At 53.3% G+C, this 15,634-nt stretch carries 14 protein-coding genes, 3 tRNA genes and 4 rRNA genes; 15 read left to right on the top strand and 6 right to left on the bottom strand.

Translation table 11 applies throughout. From position 1 onward, the window contains the following. The first annotated feature begins 44 nt into the window (after positions 1–44). Entirely contained in the window at positions 45–263 is a 219-nt protein-coding gene (locus tag K7R23_RS03850) for an alternative ribosome-rescue factor A (RefSeq protein WP_012908435.1), read from the top strand. Here K7R23_RS03850 and mscL read toward each other — a convergent pair. The 5 genes from mscL to def form a co-directional block, all read right to left on the bottom strand. After that, entirely contained in the window at positions 260–673 is a 414-nt protein-coding gene (mscL, locus tag K7R23_RS03845; protein ID WP_012908436.1) for a large-conductance mechanosensitive channel protein MscL, read from the bottom strand. The genes K7R23_RS03850 and mscL overlap by 4 nt on opposite strands. 138 nt (positions 674–811) lie before the next feature. Further along, a complete protein-coding gene (gene trkA, locus K7R23_RS03840; RefSeq protein ID WP_012908437.1) occupies positions 812–2,188 on the bottom strand; it encodes a Trk system potassium transporter TrkA in 1,377 nt (458 codons plus the stop codon). A 21-nt stretch (positions 2,189–2,209) separates the two neighbouring features. Further along, positions 2,210–3,499, bottom strand: a complete 1,290-nt coding sequence (rsmB, locus tag K7R23_RS03835; protein ID WP_012908438.1) for a 16S rRNA (cytosine(967)-C(5))-methyltransferase RsmB — start codon at positions 3,497–3,499, stop codon at positions 2,210–2,212. Between the two features lie 52 nt (positions 3,500–3,551). Further along, positions 3,552–4,499: a methionyl-tRNA formyltransferase gene (gene fmt / locus K7R23_RS03830; protein WP_012908439.1), complete on the bottom strand. Its 948-nt coding sequence runs from the start codon at positions 4,497–4,499 to the stop codon at positions 3,552–3,554. A 14-nt stretch (positions 4,500–4,513) separates the two neighbouring features. After that, positions 4,514–5,023: a peptide deformylase gene (def, locus tag K7R23_RS03825; protein ID WP_012908440.1), complete on the bottom strand. Its 510-nt coding sequence runs from the start codon at positions 5,021–5,023 to the stop codon at positions 4,514–4,516. A 129-nt stretch (positions 5,024–5,152) separates the two neighbouring features. Between def and dprA the strand changes: the two genes are divergently transcribed. Genes dprA through K7R23_RS03795 form a run of 6 tightly spaced genes read left to right on the top strand, consistent with a single transcriptional unit; the run spans position 5,153 to position 8,945 of the window. Further along, positions 5,153–6,277, top strand: a complete 1,125-nt coding sequence (gene dprA, locus K7R23_RS03820) for a DNA-protecting protein DprA (protein ID WP_012908441.1) — start codon at positions 5,153–5,155, stop codon at positions 6,275–6,277. Next, entirely contained in the window at positions 6,249–6,722 is a 474-nt protein-coding gene (gene smg / locus K7R23_RS03815) for a DUF494 family protein Smg (RefSeq protein ID WP_012908442.1), read from the top strand. The genes dprA and smg overlap by 29 nt, the downstream gene beginning before the upstream one ends. A 26-nt stretch (positions 6,723–6,748) precedes the next feature. Beyond that, positions 6,749–7,303: a DNA topoisomerase family protein gene (locus K7R23_RS03810; protein WP_012908443.1), complete on the top strand. Its 555-nt coding sequence runs from the start codon at positions 6,749–6,751 to the stop codon at positions 7,301–7,303. After that, positions 7,296–7,868 carry an L-threonylcarbamoyladenylate synthase type 1 TsaC gene (gene tsaC, locus K7R23_RS03805; protein ID WP_012908444.1) on the top strand — a complete coding sequence of 191 codons (573 nt, stop codon included), beginning with the start codon at positions 7,296–7,298 and terminating at the stop codon, positions 7,866–7,868. The genes K7R23_RS03810 and tsaC overlap by 8 nt, the downstream gene beginning before the upstream one ends. 4 nt (positions 7,869–7,872) lie before the next feature. Beyond that, a complete protein-coding gene (gene aroE, locus K7R23_RS03800) occupies positions 7,873–8,691 on the top strand; it encodes a shikimate dehydrogenase (protein ID WP_012908445.1) in 819 nt (272 codons plus the stop codon). Then, complete coding sequence (locus K7R23_RS03795; RefSeq protein WP_012908446.1) at positions 8,688–8,945, top strand: DUF1488 family protein; 258 nt, start codon at positions 8,688–8,690, stop codon at positions 8,943–8,945. Before aroE ends, K7R23_RS03795 begins: the two co-directional genes overlap by 4 nt. Here K7R23_RS03795 and K7R23_RS03790 read toward each other — a convergent pair. Continuing rightward, positions 8,921–9,475 carry a gamma carbonic anhydrase family protein gene (locus K7R23_RS03790; protein ID WP_012908447.1) on the bottom strand — a complete coding sequence of 185 codons (555 nt, stop codon included), beginning with the start codon at positions 9,473–9,475 and terminating at the stop codon, positions 8,921–8,923. The genes K7R23_RS03795 and K7R23_RS03790 overlap by 25 nt on opposite strands. Positions 9,476–9,501: 26 nt before the next feature. On the opposite strand from K7R23_RS03790, the gene K7R23_RS03785 reads away from it, so the two are divergent. The 8 genes from K7R23_RS03785 (at position 9,502) to rrf (K7R23_RS03750) (ending at position 15,536) form a co-directional block, all read left to right on the top strand. Beyond that, on the top strand, positions 9,502–9,726 hold the full coding sequence (locus K7R23_RS03785) for a hypothetical protein (protein ID WP_148222117.1): 225 nt from the start codon (positions 9,502–9,504) through the stop codon (positions 9,724–9,726). A gap of 218 nt (positions 9,727–9,944) precedes the next feature. Further along, positions 9,945–11,486, top strand: a 16S ribosomal RNA gene (locus tag K7R23_RS03780). A 70-nt stretch (positions 11,487–11,556) separates the two neighbouring features. Beyond that, positions 11,557–11,633, top strand: a tRNA-Ile gene (locus K7R23_RS03775). A 110-nt stretch (positions 11,634–11,743) separates the two neighbouring features. Beyond that, positions 11,744–11,819, top strand: a tRNA-Ala gene (locus tag K7R23_RS03770). A gap of 173 nt (positions 11,820–11,992) precedes the next feature. Continuing rightward, positions 11,993–14,980: ribosomal RNA gene (locus K7R23_RS03765) — 23S ribosomal RNA — on the top strand. Positions 14,981–15,174: 194 nt separating this feature from the next. Further along, positions 15,175–15,290: ribosomal RNA gene (rrf, locus tag K7R23_RS03760) — 5S ribosomal RNA — on the top strand. Positions 15,291–15,304: 14 nt separating this feature from the next. Next, a tRNA-Thr gene (locus K7R23_RS03755) sits at positions 15,305–15,380 on the top strand. 40 nt (positions 15,381–15,420) lie between these two features. After that, a 5S ribosomal RNA gene (gene rrf, locus K7R23_RS03750) occupies positions 15,421–15,536 on the top strand. The 16S, 23S and 5S rRNA genes sit together here with 3 tRNA genes alongside, the layout of an rRNA operon. Positions 15,537–15,634 lie beyond the last annotated feature (98 nt).

Raw genomic sequence — 15,634 nt, 5'->3', positions numbered from 1 at the left:
ATCAGGACTACACTCGCGCCGTTAATGACATTACAGGAGCATTTATGAGCCGTTATCAGCATACGAAAGGGCAGATTAAAGACAATGCCATTGAGGCATTATTGCATGACCCGCTGTTCAGACAGCGTGTTGAAAAAAATAAGAAGGGCAAAGGGAGCTACGTGCGCAAAGGGAAGCACGGCAATCGGGGGAATCAAGAGGCCAGCGGCAAGAAAGTGAATCGCTTTTTTACCACTGGCCTTCTGCTATCAGCAAGCCGTTAAGAACGATTATTCTGTTCTTTTAACAGATCGCGGATCTCAGTAAGCAGTACTTCTTCTTTGGTCGGCGCAGGCGGTGCTGCCGGTTCCTCTTTCTTCTTACGATTGAGTTTGTTAATCAGCTTAATCGCCATAAAAATAGCAAACGCGACAATCACAAAGTCAAAGACGTTCTGAATAAAGACACCGTAATGCATCACAACAGCCGGGATATCCCCCTGCGCCTCGCGAAGCGTAAAGGCAAACTGTTTGAAATCGATCCCGCCAATTAATAAACCCAGCGGCGGCATGATGATATCGGCAACCAGCGAAGAAACGATCTTACCGAATGCCGCCCCAATAATGACACCCACCGCCAAATCAACAACATTCCCGCGCATCGCGAATTCGCGAAACTCTTTAATAATGCTCATTTTATTCTCCCTAAGCAGCTGACGATAATAAGTTTAACAAATGTTAAGCCAATTGCCATTTATGTAATGATATAAATAGCAAATTAACCTTGTTAAATCAGGGGATTAAGAAGGGTGCTTATTATGCACCCTGCAAAGTTACAGGAAGAAAGGACTTGGCTGGAATAAACGTTCGACGTCGGTAATAAACTTTTTATCCGTCAAAAACATAATGACGTGATCGCCTTGTTCAATTCGCAAATTGTCATTGGCGATCATGACATCATTACCGCGCACCACGGCGCCGATAATCGTACCTGGCGGCAATTTAATTTCATCAATTACCCGACCAACGACACGCGACGTACTCTCATCGCCGTGCGCTACCGCTTCAATGGCTTCCGCCACGCCGCGACGTAAGGACGACACCCCGACAATATCCGCTTTCCGGACGTGGCTGAGGAGAGCTGAGATCGTCGCCTGCTGTGGTGAAATAGCGATATCAATGACGCTTCCCTGAACCAGATCGACATAGGCGCGGCGCTGGATAAGCACCATTACCTTTTTCGCCCCCATTCGCTTGGCGAGCATTGCCGACATAATATTCGCTTCATCATCGTTAGTGACGGCAATAAACAGATCAACCTGATCGATATGCTCTTCCGCCAGCAGCTCCTGATCCGACGCATCGCCAAAGAAAACGATCGTATTTTGCAGCTTTTCCGCGAGCTCAGCCGCGCGCTGCTGATCGCGCTCGATCAGCTTGACGCTGTAATCTTTTTCCAGACGACGCGCGAGTCCCGCCCCGATGTTCCCGCCGCCAACCAGCATAATGCGTTTATAGGGCTTCTCAAGACGCTGTAACTCGCTCATCACGGCGCGAATATGCTGCGATGCCGCAATGAAAAAGACTTCGTCACCCGCTTCCACAATGGTTGAGCCTTGCGGTCGGATAGGTCTGTCATGACGGAAAATTGCGGCGACGCGGGTATCAATGTGCGGCATATGTTCGCGCATTGTCGACAACGCGTTGCCGATAAGCGGGCCGCCATAATAGGCTTTTACAACGGCCAGGCTGACCTTACCCTCGGCGAAGTTCACCACCTGTAACGCACCCGGATATTCAATCAGCCGATAGATGCTATCGATAACCAACTGTTCCGGGGCGATGAGATGATCGATAGGCACAGCTTCTGAATGGAACAGCTTATCGGCATCCCGGACATAATCAGGAGAACGGATGCGGGCGATGCGATTTGGGGTATTGAACAGGGAATAAGCGACCTGGCAGGCAACCATGTTGGTTTCATCAGAACTGGTAACCGCAACCAGCATATCGGCATCGTCAGCACCGGCTTCGCGCAGTACGCGGGGATGCGAACCATGTCCCTGTACCACACGCAGGTCAAATTTGTCCTGGAGACTGCGCAGACGCTCACCGTTCGTATCAACCACGGTGATATCGTTGTTTTCGCCGACCAGATTTTCCGCCAGGGTTCCACCCACTTGCCCTGCGCCCAGAATGATTATTTTCATCAGTCGTGACCCGTCATCTCATCACTTTTTGATTAGCTTAGCGTAAAAGAAACCATCACCTTCTTCCGCACCCGGCAGATTTTGCAGGCCCGGCAGTTCAGGCGTTCCCGTTTCGCTTAGCGTCGCGTCTGCGGTACGTTGTAAAAAGGCTTTAATTTGCTGGCTGTTTTCTTCCGGCAGTACAGAACAGGTGGCGTAAACCAGCGTGCCGCCAGGCTTCAGATGCGGCCAGACGGCGTCAAGGATTTCCGCCTGTAACGCTGCCAGTTCGGCAATGTCGCGATCCCGGCGCAGCCATTTTATATCAGGATGTCGACGGATCACCCCAGTGGCCGAGCAGGGGGCATCCAGCAAAATACGATCAAACTGCTGTTCGCCGCACCATTGTAACGGATAACGTCCGTCACCCTGCTTAACGGTGGCATTCATCCCCAGACGCTTCAGGTTGTCATAGACGCGCGACAGTCGTTGTTCATCGACATCAACAGCCAGCACCTTCGCATCAGGCGCAGCCTCAAGGATGTGGGTGGTTTTACCGCCGGGCGCGGCGCACAGATCTAAAATTTGCTCGCCGTTTTGCGGGGCGAGGAAAGCGACGCAGCCCTGCGCGGAAGCATCCTGAGCGGTGACCCAGCCTTTATCGAACCCTGGTAGCGCATGAACCGGCACTGGCGTATCAAGCCGTACAGCGTCAGGGTAGTCCGGGTGCGTAAAGCCTTTCATACCCGCCTCTTCAAGCAGCGCCAGCCAGGCGTTACGCGTATGATGCGTGCGGTTGACGCGTAACCACATCGGCGGGCGCTGATTATTGGCCTCGACAATCGATTCCCATTGCTCAGGCCAGGCTTTTTGCAGGCGCTTCAGCAACCACGAGGGATGTAAAAAACGCGCTTCGCTGTGGGCGAATTCCGCCAGCAACGCGTCCTGGTTACGCTGGAACTGACGCAGGACGCCGTTGATCAACCCTTTAAGCTGCGGACGCTTAATCGCAACCGCGCCTTCAACCGTTTCCGCCAGCGCAGCGTGAGGAGGAATGCGGGTATACAGCAACTGATAAAACCCGACCATAATCAGATAATGTAAGGTGCGCTGCTTGCCGGTCATCGGGCGGGACATCAGTTTGCCGATTAGCCACTCAAGCTGCGACAGCGTGCGCAGAACGCCAAAGCACAGCTCTTGTAGCAACGCCTTATCTTTATCGGAGACTTTTTGTTGTAGAGGCGGAAGAACATTGCTCAGCGAATGTCCCTGCTCGACGACCTGTTCTACGGCCTGCGCCGCGATACTGCGTAAGTTGAGTTTCTTATTCATAACCGCAAAAATAAAAATGCCCGGCGACACCGGGCTGAGGAAGATGTAACCGTCAGGCCAGACGGTTGCCGGGAATAAACCATTCCCTACGTGAATTTAAAAGATCCTGAGCGCTCATGGCCTTTTTTCCGGCCGGCTGCAGTGAGAGCAAATTGAGAATGCCGTCGCCTGTTGCCACCTGAATGCCCTGCTTGCTGGCTTCAAGGATGGTGCCGGGTGCTGCCTGCGTTGGCGCATCAATCACCGTTGCCTGCCATACCTTTACCGGCTGGCCGTCAATTTCCAGCCAGCTCATCGGCCAGGGATTGAAGGCGCGAACGCAGCGCTCCAGCTGCGCGGCGGAAAGCGACCAGTCAATACGCGCTTCTTCTTTGCTTAGCTTTTCTGCATGGGTGACCAGCGCTTCATCCTGTTTTTCAGGCGTTGCCCGGCCTTCCGCTAACTGTTTAAGGGTGTCGATCAGCCCCTGAGGGCCAAGCTCCGCCAGTTTGTCATACAGCGTACCGCTGGTATCTTCAGCAGTAATCGGGCAGGCGAGTTTATAGAGCATATCGCCCGTATCCAGTCCGACATCCATCTGCATAATCGTCACGCCCGTCTCTGCATCGCCTGCCCACAGTGAACGCTGAATTGGCGCCGCCCCGCGCCAGCGGGGGAGCAGAGAACCGTGGACGTTAATGCAGCCAAGTCGCGGCATATCCAGCACCGCTTTTGGCAGGATCAGACCATACGCCACCACCACCATCACGTCTGCGTGCAGGTCGGCAACCAGATGCTGGTTTTCCTGAGGACGCAGGGAGACGGGTTGAAAGACGGGAATGCCTTTTTCTTCCGCCAGCACTTTTACCGGGCTCGGCATGAGTTTTTTACCGCGGCCTGCTGGTCGATCGGGTTGGGTAAACACGCCGACGACGTTGTGCCCGGAAGTTAACAGCGCGTCAAGATGACGCGCTGCAAAGTCAGGTGTACCCGCAAAAATAATACGTAGTGAGTCTGACACGTTGATTCTTGTCCTTAAGCTCGTGCGTTCAGGCGGTCGAGTTTTTCAACTTTCTGGCGAATACGCTGCTGCTTCAGCGGTGACAAATAATCGATAAACAGTTTACCGACCAGGTGATCCATCTCATGCTGAATGCAAATGGCCAGCAGGCCGTCGGCTTCCAGTTCGAAAGGTTTGCCCTCGCGGTCCAGCGCGCGGATTTTCACTTTTTCCGCGCGCGGCACTAAAGCGCGCTGTTCCGGAATAGACAGGCAGCCTTCTTCGATGCCTGTTTCGCCTTCTTTTTCCAGCAGTTCCGGATTGATTAATACCAGGCGCTCGTCACGGTTTTCCGATACATCAATGACAATGATGCGCTGGTGGATATCGACCTGGGTTGCCGCCAGACCGATACCTTCTTCCGCGTACATCGTCTCGAACATATCATCGACGATACGCTGAATTTCTGCATTCACTTCTTCAACCGGTTTTGCGACTTTGCGAAGCCGCTCGTCCGGAATATGTAACACTTGCAAAACTGACATAGTTATCCAGAGTTGTGTTCAGGAGTTGAAAAGATTATTACCTCTATTCTAGACAAATCCCCCTCTGATTGACAGCATCAGTGACCAATCGCAAAGATTGCCAGGACTGCTTGTGGCAAGGGGATAAGGATGACCCGTACCGAAATTTGGCTACGTTTGATGGGCGTTAGTGAATTATGCGGCGATGAGATGATGCGAATCGCGCACCAGCTTATTGCTCAGGCGCAAATCGATGCTGCCGCGCTTCGCGATGTCGGGTTTACTTCCGCGCAGGCCAGGCGGTTTTTCTTGCTTTCAGAAGATGAACTGAGTAAAACCCTGAACTGGCTCGCTCAGCCTCAACACCATTTACTCCTGGCAGACGACGAGGCGTATCCTCCTCAGCTTCGCGCCACGGAAGATTATCCGGGCGCGCTGTTTGTTGCCGGCGATCTCGCCAGTTTGCGGAACGACCAGCTCGCCGTGGTCGGTAGCCGTACGCCCGGCTGGTATGGAGAACGGTGGGGACGTCTGTTCTGCGAGAAACTGGCGGCGTCGGGATTAACCATTACCAGCGGACTGGCTCGCGGCATTGACGGCGTCGCGCATAAAGCGGCACTCGGGGCGAATGGCACAACCATTGCCGTCCTGGGAAGCGGTCTGGAGGTCATCTATCCACGTCGTCACGGCGAACTGGCGGCGCGTATGCTGGCAACCGGCGGCGCGCTGGTTTCTGAATTTTCGCTGTTTATGCACCCGCTACCGCGCAATTTTCCTCGACGAAACCGTATTATCAGCGGCCTGAGTAAAGGCGTGCTGGTGGTTGAGGCGGCGCTACGCAGCGGATCGCTCGTCACGGCCCGTTGTGCAATGGACCAGGGCAGGGAAGTCTATGCTATACCCGGACCGTTGGGCTACCCGGGAAGTGAGGGGCCGCACTGGCTGGTAACGCAGGGTGCCACGCTTGTGACGTCACCAGAGGAAATCCTGGAAGAGTTGCAGTATGGCTTACAGTGGCTGCCGGACGATCCGGCAAACAGACTTAATTCACCACAACAGGAGGCAACGGCATTGCCATTTCCCGAGCTCCTGGCTAACGTAGGAGATGAGGTAACACCTGTTGACGTCGTCGCTGAACGTGCCGGCCAACCTGTGCCAGAGACAGTGGCTCAGCTACTCGAACTGGAGTTAGCAGGATGGATCGCAGCTGTACCCGGCGGCTATGTCCGATTAAGGAGGGCATGCCATGTTCGACGTACTAATGTATTTGTTTGAGACATATATCCACAATGAAGCGGAATTACGCGTGGATCAGGACAAACTTGAACGGGATCTTACCGACGCGGGTTTTGATCGTGAAGACATCTACAATGCGCTCCTGTGGCTGGAAAAGCTGGCTGACTACCAGGAAGGTCTTGCCGAGCCTATGCAGCTTGCTTCCGATCCTCTCTCTGTGCGTATATACACGCCGGAAGAGTGCGATCGTCTGGATGCCAGCTGTCGGGGATTTTTATTGTTCCTCGAGCAGATTCAGGTGCTAAACCTCGAAACGCGAGAAATGGTGATTGAACGCGTGCTCGCGCTGGATACCGCAGAATTCGACCTGGAAGACCTGAAGTGGGTTATCCTGATGGTGTTATTTAATATTCCGGGCTGTGAAAATGCATACCAGCAGATGGAAGAATTACTCTTTGAAGTGAATGAAGGTATGCTGCATTAATCAATCTTAATTCAGCATGAGTTGTTATGGCTAAATCAGCACTGTTTACGGTGCGTAAAAATGAGCCCTGCCCACGGTGTGGGGCTGAACTAGTTATTCGCTCCGGGAAGCATGGTCCGTTTCTCGGTTGCTCGCACTATCCGGAATGTGACTACATCCGGCCGCTGAAATCCTCGGCGGACGGGCATGTCGTCAAAGTTCTGGAGGGTAAATTTTGCCCTGCCTGCGGCGCCGAACTGGTATTGCGCCAGGGACGCTTCGGCATGTTCATTGGGTGCAGCGACTATCCTGCCTGTGAGCATACCGAGCTTATCGATAAGCCAGACGAAACTGCAATTACCTGCCCCCAATGTCAGACGGGTCGCCTGGTGCAGCGGCGATCGCGTTATGGCAAAACATTTCACTCCTGCGATCGCTACCCGGAGTGTCAGTTTGTTATAAATTTCAAACCAATAGCCGGAGAATGTCCCGAGTGTCACTATCCGCTGCTTATCGAAAAGAAAACCGCGCAGGGTGTAAAGCACTTTTGCGCCAGTAAACAATGTGGAAAGCCGGTTTCGGCGGAACAATCAAGTGAATAATAACCTGCCAACAGACTCTATCGCCGCAGCAGTAGAGGTTCTGAATAATGAAAATGTCATCGCCTATCCCACTGAAGCTGTTTTTGGCGTCGGGTGCGATCCCGATAGCGAAACGGCTGTCAATCGCCTGCTGGCGCTAAAACAGCGCCCGGTTGATAAAGGGCTGATCCTTATCGCCGCCAGTTTCGATCAGCTCAAACCTTATATTGACGACAGCATGTTGACTGAGGCCCGGCGCGAAGCTGTTTTTGCACGCTGGCCTGGCCCCGTGACGTTTGTCTTCCCTGCGCCCGCCACCACCCCGCGCTGGCTGACCGGCCGTTTTGATTCGCTGGCGGTTCGCGTGACGGATCATCCGCTGGTGGTCGCGTTATGTGAGGCGTATGGTAAACCGCTGGTTTCAACCAGCGCCAACCTGAGCGGACTGCCGCCGTGCCGAACAACAGAAGAAGTGCGTGCTCAGTTCGGTGATGATTTTCCGGTTGTCGTCGGTGAAACCGGCGGCCGTTTAAATCCTTCTGAAATTCGCGACGCCCTGACGGGCGAACTGTTCCGACAGGGGTAAAAGAATGGAAGCCTATGCCGTTTTTGGTAATCCGATCGCACACAGTAAGTCGCCGTTTATTCATCAGCAATTTGCCCGGCAGTTGAAGATTGACCATCCGTATGGGCGCGTGCTGGCGCCGGTTGATGATTTTATCAATACCCTGAATGCTTTTTTTACAGAGGGCGGAAAAGGCGCCAATGTGACGGTTCCTTTCAAGGAGGAAGCCTTTGCGCGTGCGGATGAACTTACGGAACGTGCGGCGCTGGCCGGGGCGGTAAACACGCTTAAGCGACTGGATGACGGTCGCTTACTCGGTGACAATACTGACGGTATAGGACTGTTAAGCGATCTGGAACGCTTATCTTTTATTGCTCCACGGCAAAACATTTTGCTGATTGGCGCAGGCGGCGCGTCGCGGGGCGTGCTGCTGCCACTGCTTTCTCTGGACTGTAGCGTCACGATAGTCAATCGCACGGCATCGCGCGCAGAAGAGCTGGCAAACGTCTTTGCGCATACAGGCAGCGTTCGGGCTATGAGCATGGATGAGCTGGAAGGGCATGACTTTGACCTGATCGTCAATGCGACCTCAAGCGGAATTAACGGCGAGATCCCGGCGATCCCGGCAGCGCTTATCCGCACTTCCGTTTGCTGCTACGACATGTTTTATCAGAAGGGAAGCACGCCGTTTCTCTTATGGTGTGAACAACATGGCGCGAAGCGCGTTGCCGATGGTCTGGGGATGCTGGTGGGGCAGGCCGCTCATGCATTTATGCTCTGGCATGGCGTGTTACCGGAAATCGAACCGGTTATCGCACGTTTGAAGCAGGAGCTGGCCGTATGAATCAGGCTATACAGTTTCCGGACCGGGAAGAGTGGGATACTGAACGATACGCCGTCTGTTTTCCCGTGCTGGTTAACGGTATGCAATTAACCTGCGCCATCAGAGGGGAGACGCTGGCAAGCCGCTTCGGTGGCGAAACGGCAGAGCAATGGCTGGCGAGTTTTTGCGAAAACCGCTGGGATTTGGAAGAAGAGGCCGAAGCGTTGATCCAGTCCCAACAGGAAGACGATCACGGCTGGATCTGGTTATCCTGAGCAAGATAGTCGTCTTTCCATTTCACATAATTGCTGGCGGAGTATCGCAGGCCCGCCTTTTCCTCTTCGGTAAGTGGCCGAATCTGTTTAACCGGGCTGCCCAGATAGAGATAACCGCTTTCGAGACGTTTATTTGGCGGAACCAGACTTCCGGCGCCGATCATTACGTCATCTTCGATCACCGCGCCATCTAACAGAATCGATCCCATTCCGACCAGTACGCGGTTGCCAATAACGCAGCCGTGGAGCATAACCTTATGCCCGACCGTAACGTCCTCACCCACGATCAACGGATTGCCTTGCGGATTGGTACTGGATTTGTGGGTTACGTGTAAGACGCTGCCATCCTGAATATTGCTGCGTGCGCCGATCTCAACATAATTTACATCGCCACGGATTGCGACAAGCGGCCAGATCCCGACATCGTCCGCCAGGCGAACGTCGCCAATGATGACGCTACTGCTGTCGAGCATCACGCGTTGGCCAATCTGCGGGAAAAGATCCTTATAAGGGCGTAAGACCTCAGACATGTTTACCTCAGGTAAAGAGAACCGTAATGATGACTTTGGTTGCATTTTCGGCCTGGCGCAAGTGCTTTAGTTATCAAAAAAAACGCCAGTTTGTGCAGGAATGGAGCGAAAGGGGTGAAAAAGCAGCAAACAGAAAAAAAGATCGAAAAAAGGCTTGTGCAAAAAATTGGGATCCCTATAATGCGCCTCCGTTGAGACGACAAAGTGAAACGCTTCACAAGATAGTCATCACAACGAAGAGAAAATCCTGAAATTCAGGGTTGACTCTGAAAGAGGAAAGCGTAATATACGCCACCTCACGATTAGCGCCAGAGCGCGTCGTAACTGCTCTTTAACAATTTATCAGACAATCTGTGTGGGCACTCAAAGTGACATGGATTCTTGACGTCCCCGGACGAAAAATGAATACCAAGTCTCTGAGTGAACACGTAATTCATTACGAAGTTTAATTCACGAGCATCAAACTTTTAAATTGAAGAGTTTGATCATGGCTCAGATTGAACGCTGGCGGCAGGCCTAACACATGCAAGTCGAACGGTAACAGGAAGCAGCTTGCTGCTTCGCTGACGAGTGGCGGACGGGTGAGTAATGTCTGGGAAACTGCCCGGTGGAGGGGGATAACTACTGGAAACGGTAGCTAATACCGCATAACGTCGCAAGACCAAAGAGGGGGACCTTCGGGCCTCTTGCCACCGGATGTGCCCAGATGGGATTAGCTTGTTGGTGAGGTAACGGCTCACCAAGGCGACGATCCCTAGCTGGTCTGAGAGGATGACCAGCCACACTGGAACTGAGACACGGTCCAGACTCCTACGGGAGGCAGCAGTGGGGAATATTGCACAATGGGCGCAAGCCTGATGCAGCCATGCCGCGTGTATGAAGAAGGCCTTCGGGTTGTAAAGTACTTTCAGCGGGGAGGAAGGGATTGTGGTTAATAACCGCAGTCATTGACGTTACCCGCAGAAGAAGCACCGGCTAACTCCGTGCCAGCAGCCGCGGTAATACGGAGGGTGCAAGCGTTAATCGGAATTACTGGGCGTAAAGCGCACGCAGGCGGTCTGTCAAGTCGGATGTGAAATCCCCGGGCTCAACCTGGGAACTGCATTCGAAACTGGCAGGCTTGAGTCTCGTAGAGGGGGGTGGAATTCCAGGTGTAGCGGTGAAATGCGTAGAGATCTGGAGGAATACCGGTGGCGAAGGCGGCCCCCTGGACGAAGACTGACGCTCAGGTGCGAAAGCGTGGGGAGCAAACAGGATTAGATACCCTGGTAGTCCACGCCGTAAACGATGTCTACTTGGAGGTTGTGCCCTTGAGGCGTGGCTTCCGGAGCTAACGCGTTAAGTAGACCGCCTGGGGAGTACGGCCGCAAGGTTAAAACTCAAATGAATTGACGGGGGCCCGCACAAGCGGTGGAGCATGTGGTTTAATTCGATGCAACGCGAAGAACCTTACCTGGTCTTGACATCCACGGAAGACTGCAGAGATGCGGTTGTGCCTTCGGGAGCCGTGAGACAGGTGCTGCATGGCTGTCGTCAGCTCGTGTTGTGAAATGTTGGGTTAAGTCCCGCAACGAGCGCAACCCTTATCCTTTGTTGCCAGCGGTTAGGCCGGGAACTCAAAGGAGACTGCCAGTGATAAACTGGAGGAAGGTGGGGATGACGTCAAGTCATCATGGCCCTTACGACCAGGGCTACACACGTGCTACAATGGCATATACAAAGAGAAGCGACCTCGCGAGAGCAAGCGGACCTCATAAAGTATGTCGTAGTCCGGATTGGAGTCTGCAACTCGACTCCATGAAGTCGGAATCGCTAGTAATCGTGGATCAGAATGCCACGGTGAATACGTTCCCGGGCCTTGTACACACCGCCCGTCACACCATGGGAGTGGGTTGCAAAAGAAGTAGGTAGCTTAACCTCCGGGAGGGCGCTTACCACTTTGTGATTCATGACTGGGGTGAAGTCGTAACAAGGTAACCGTAGGGGAACCTGCGGTTGGATCACCTCCTTACCTTAAAGAACCTGCCTTTGTAGTGTCCACACAGATTGTCTGATGAAAAACGAGCAGTAAAAACCTCTACAGGCTTGTAGCTCAGGTGGTTAGAGCGCACCCCTGATAAGGGTGAGGTCGGTGGTTCAAGTCCACTCAGGCCTACCAGATTCGCTCCCGTGCTTTGTTGTGGCAAAGCTCGCATACTTCAGTATGCTTCGCTTCACCACGCCGCGCCCGGAAACGAATCAAGGTAAATGAGGTTCTGACTACACGATGGGGCTATAGCTCAGCTGGGAGAGCGCCTGCTTTGCACGCAGGAGGTCTGCGGTTCGATCCCGCATAGCTCCACCATTCTGTGGAATGTTTACGTTATAAAACTTCAGAGTGTACCTGAAAGGGTTCACTGCGAAGTTTTGCTCTTTAAAAATCTGGATCAAGCTGAAAATTGAAACACAGAACAACGCAAGTTGTTCGTGAGTCTCTCAATTATCGCAATCATGAAGTGAAACATCTTCGGGTTGTGAGGTTAAGCGAACAAGCGTACACGGTGGATGCCCTGGCAGTCAGAGGCGATGAAGGACGTGCTAATCTGCGAAAAGCGCCGGCGAGGTGATATGAACCTTTGACCCGGCGATGTCCGAATGGGGAAACCCGGTGCACCACGGTGCATCATCGTTAACTGAATACATAGGTTAACGAGGCGAACCGGGGGAACTGAAACATCTAAGTACCCCGAGGAAAAGAAATCAACCGAGATTCCCCCAGTAGCGGCGAGCGAACGGGGAGGAGCCCAGAGCCTGAATCAGCTTGTGTGTTAGTGGAAGCGTCTGGAAAGTCGCACGGTACAGGGTGAAAGTCCCGTACACGAAAACGCACAGGCTGTGAGCTCGATGAGTAGGGCGGGACACGTGGTATCCTGTCTGAATATGGGGGGACCATCCTCCAAGGCTAAATACTCCTGACTGACCGATAGTGAACCAGTACCGTGAGGGAAAGGCGAAAAGAACCCCGGCGAGGGGAGTGAAAAAGAACCTGAAACCGTGTACGTACAAGCAGTGGGAGCCTCTTTATGGGGTGACTGCGTACCTTTTGTATAATGGGTCAGCGACTTATATTCTGTAGCAAGGTTAACCGAATAGGGGAGCCGGAGGGAAACCGAGTCTTAATTGGGCGTTAAGTTGCAGGGTATAGACCCGAAACCCGGTGATCTAGCCATGGGCAGGTTGAAGGTTGGGTAACACTAACTGGAGGACCGAACCGACTAATGTTGAAAAATTAGCGGATGACCTGTGGCTGGGGGTGAAAGGCCAATCAAACCGGGAGATAGCTGGTTCTCCCCGAAAGCTATTTAGGTAGCGCCTCGTGAACTCATCTCCGGGGGTAGAGCACTGTTTCGGCTAGGGGGCCATCCCGGCTTACCAACCCGATGCAAACTGCGAATACCGGAGAATGTTATCACGGGAGACACACGGCGGGTGCTAACGTCCGTCGTGAAGAGGGAAACAACCCAGACCGCCAGCTAAGGTCCCAAAGTCATGGTTAAGTGGGAAACGATGTGGGAAGGCTCAGACAGCCAGGATGTTGGCTTAGAAGCAGCCATCATTTAAAGAAAGCGTAATAGCTCACTGGTCGAGTCGGCCTGCGCGGAAGATGTAACGGGGCTAAACCATGCACCGAAGCTGCGGCAGCGAACGTATCACTTAAAGCGATTCAGCGTCTTACGATTGACGGAGCGAAGCGACGTCAAAGCGTATACAAAGTCGAGTCGGTTTAAGGATACGTTCGTTGGGTAGGGGAGCGTTCTGTAAGCCGTTGAAGGTGTGCTGTGAGGCATGCTGGAGGTATCAGAAGTGCGAATGCTGACATAAGTAACGATAAAGCGGGTGAAAAGCCCGCTCGCCGGAAGACCAAGGGTTCCTGTCCAACGTTAATCGGGGCAGGGTGAGTCGACCCCTAAGGCGAGGCCGAAAGGCGTAGTCGATGGGAAACAGGTTAATATTCCTGTACTTGGTGTTACTGCGAAGGGGGGACGGAGAAGGCTATGTCGGCCGGGCGACGGTTGTCCCGGTTTAAGCGTGCAGGTGGAACGACCAGGTAAATCCGGTTGTTCATTAACACTGAGGCGTGATGACGAGGCACTAAGGTGCTGAAGTGACAAATGCCCTGCTTCCAGGAAAAGCCTCTAAGCATCAGGTAACACGAAATCGTACCCCAAACCGACACAGGTGGTCAGGTAGAGAATACCAAGGCGCTTGAGAGAACTCGGGTGAAGGAACTAGGCAAAATGGTGCCGTAACTTCGGGAGAAGGCACGCTGGCGCGTAGGTGAAGTGACTTGCTCACGGAGCTGAAACCAGTCGAAGATACCAGCTGGCTGCAACTGTTTATTAAAAACACAGCACTGTGCAAACACGAAAGTGGACGTATACGGTGTGACGCCTGCCCGGTGCCGGAAGGTTAATTGATGGGGTTATCCTCGCGGAGAAGCTCTTGATCGAAGCCCCGGTAAACGGCGGCCGTAACTATAACGGTCCTAAGGTAGCGAAATTCCTTGTCGGGTAAGTTCCGACCTGCACGAATGGCGTAATGATGGCCAGGCTGTCTCCACCCGAGACTCAGTGAAATTGAACTCGCTGTGAAGATGCAGTGTACCCGCGGCAAGACGGAAAGACCCCGTGAACCTTTACTATAGCTTGACACTGAACACTGGTCCTTGATGTGCAGGATAGGTGGGAGGCTTTGAAGTGCGGACGCCAGTCTGCATGGAGCCGACCTTGAAATACCACCCTTTAATGGCTGGTGTTCTAACGTGGGCCCCTTATCGGGGTTGCGGACAGTGTCTGGTGGGTAGTTTGACTGGGGCGGTCTCCTCCTAAAGAGTAACGGAGGAGCACGAAGGTTGGCTAATCCTGGTCGGACATCAGGAGGTTAGTGCAATGGCATAAGCCAGCTTGACTGCGAGCGTGACGGCGCGAGCAGGTGCGAAAGCAGGTCATAGTGATCCGGTGGTTCTGAATGGAAGGGCCATCGCTCAACGGATAAAAGGTACTCCGGGGATAACAGGCTGATACCGCCCAAGAGTTCATATCGACGGCGGTGTTTGGCACCTCGATGTCGGCTCATCACATCCTGGGGCTGAAGTAGGTCCCAAGGGTATGGCTGTTCGCCATTTAAAGTGGTACGCGAGCTGGGTTTAGAACGTCGTGAGACAGTTCGGTCCCTATCTGCCGTGGGCGCTGGAGAACTGAGGGGGGCTGCTCCTAGTACGAGAGGACCGGAGTGGACGCATCACTGGTGTTCGGGTTGTCATGCCAATGGCACTGCCCGGTAGCTAAATGCGGAAGAGATAAGTGCTGAAAGCATCTAAGCACGAAACTTGCCCCGAGATGAGTTCTCCCTGAGACTTTAAGTCTCCTGAAGGAACGTTGAAGACGACGACGTTGATAGGCCGGGTGTGTAAGCGCAGCGATGCGTTGAGCTAACCGGTACTAATGAACCGTGAGGCTTAACCTTACAACGCCGAAGATGTTTTGGCGGTTGAGAGAAGATTTTCAGTTCTGATACAGATTAGCGGAAACGAAAGATTTTGCGCTGAGGCAAGGCGGCAAGCGAAGGAAAGGAAGGAGCATACTGAAGTATGTGACTGACTTTACGAGCGCAGGCAACGCAGCATCAGTGAAAAAGATTCGTTTCTGACACAGAATTTGCCTGGCGGCACTAGCGCGGTGGTCCCACCTGACCCCATGCCGAACTCAGAAGTGAAACGCCGTAGCGCCGATGGTAGTGTGGGGTCTCCCCATGCGAGAGTAGGGAACTGCCAGGCATCAAATTTAGCGTGCTGATATGGCTCAGTTGGTAGAGCGCACCCTTGGTAAGGGTGAGGTCCCCAGTTCGACTCTGGGTATCAGCACCACTTAATTCGGTTAAAGTTCGGCACAGTAGAAAAGAATTTGTCTGGCGGCTGTAGCGCGGTGGTCCCACCTGACCCCATGCCGAACTCAGAAGTGAAACGCCGTAGCGCCGATGGTAGTGTGGGGTCTCCCCATGCGAGAGTAGGGAACTGCCAGACATCAAACAAAACAAAAAGCCCAGTCTTTCGACTGGGCTTTTTGTTTATGTACTGTCCGTCTGCGTAGGCCCGGTAAGCGCAGCGCCACCGGGCAAGGT

The organism is Citrobacter rodentium NBRC 105723 = DSM 16636 (assembly GCF_021278985.1).
In the GTDB taxonomy this organism is placed as follows: Bacteria; Pseudomonadota; Gammaproteobacteria; order Enterobacterales; family Enterobacteriaceae; genus Citrobacter_A; species Citrobacter_A rodentium.
Note: the sequence above shows the minus strand (reverse complement) of the source record. Positions and strands in the feature narration are given on the sequence as shown.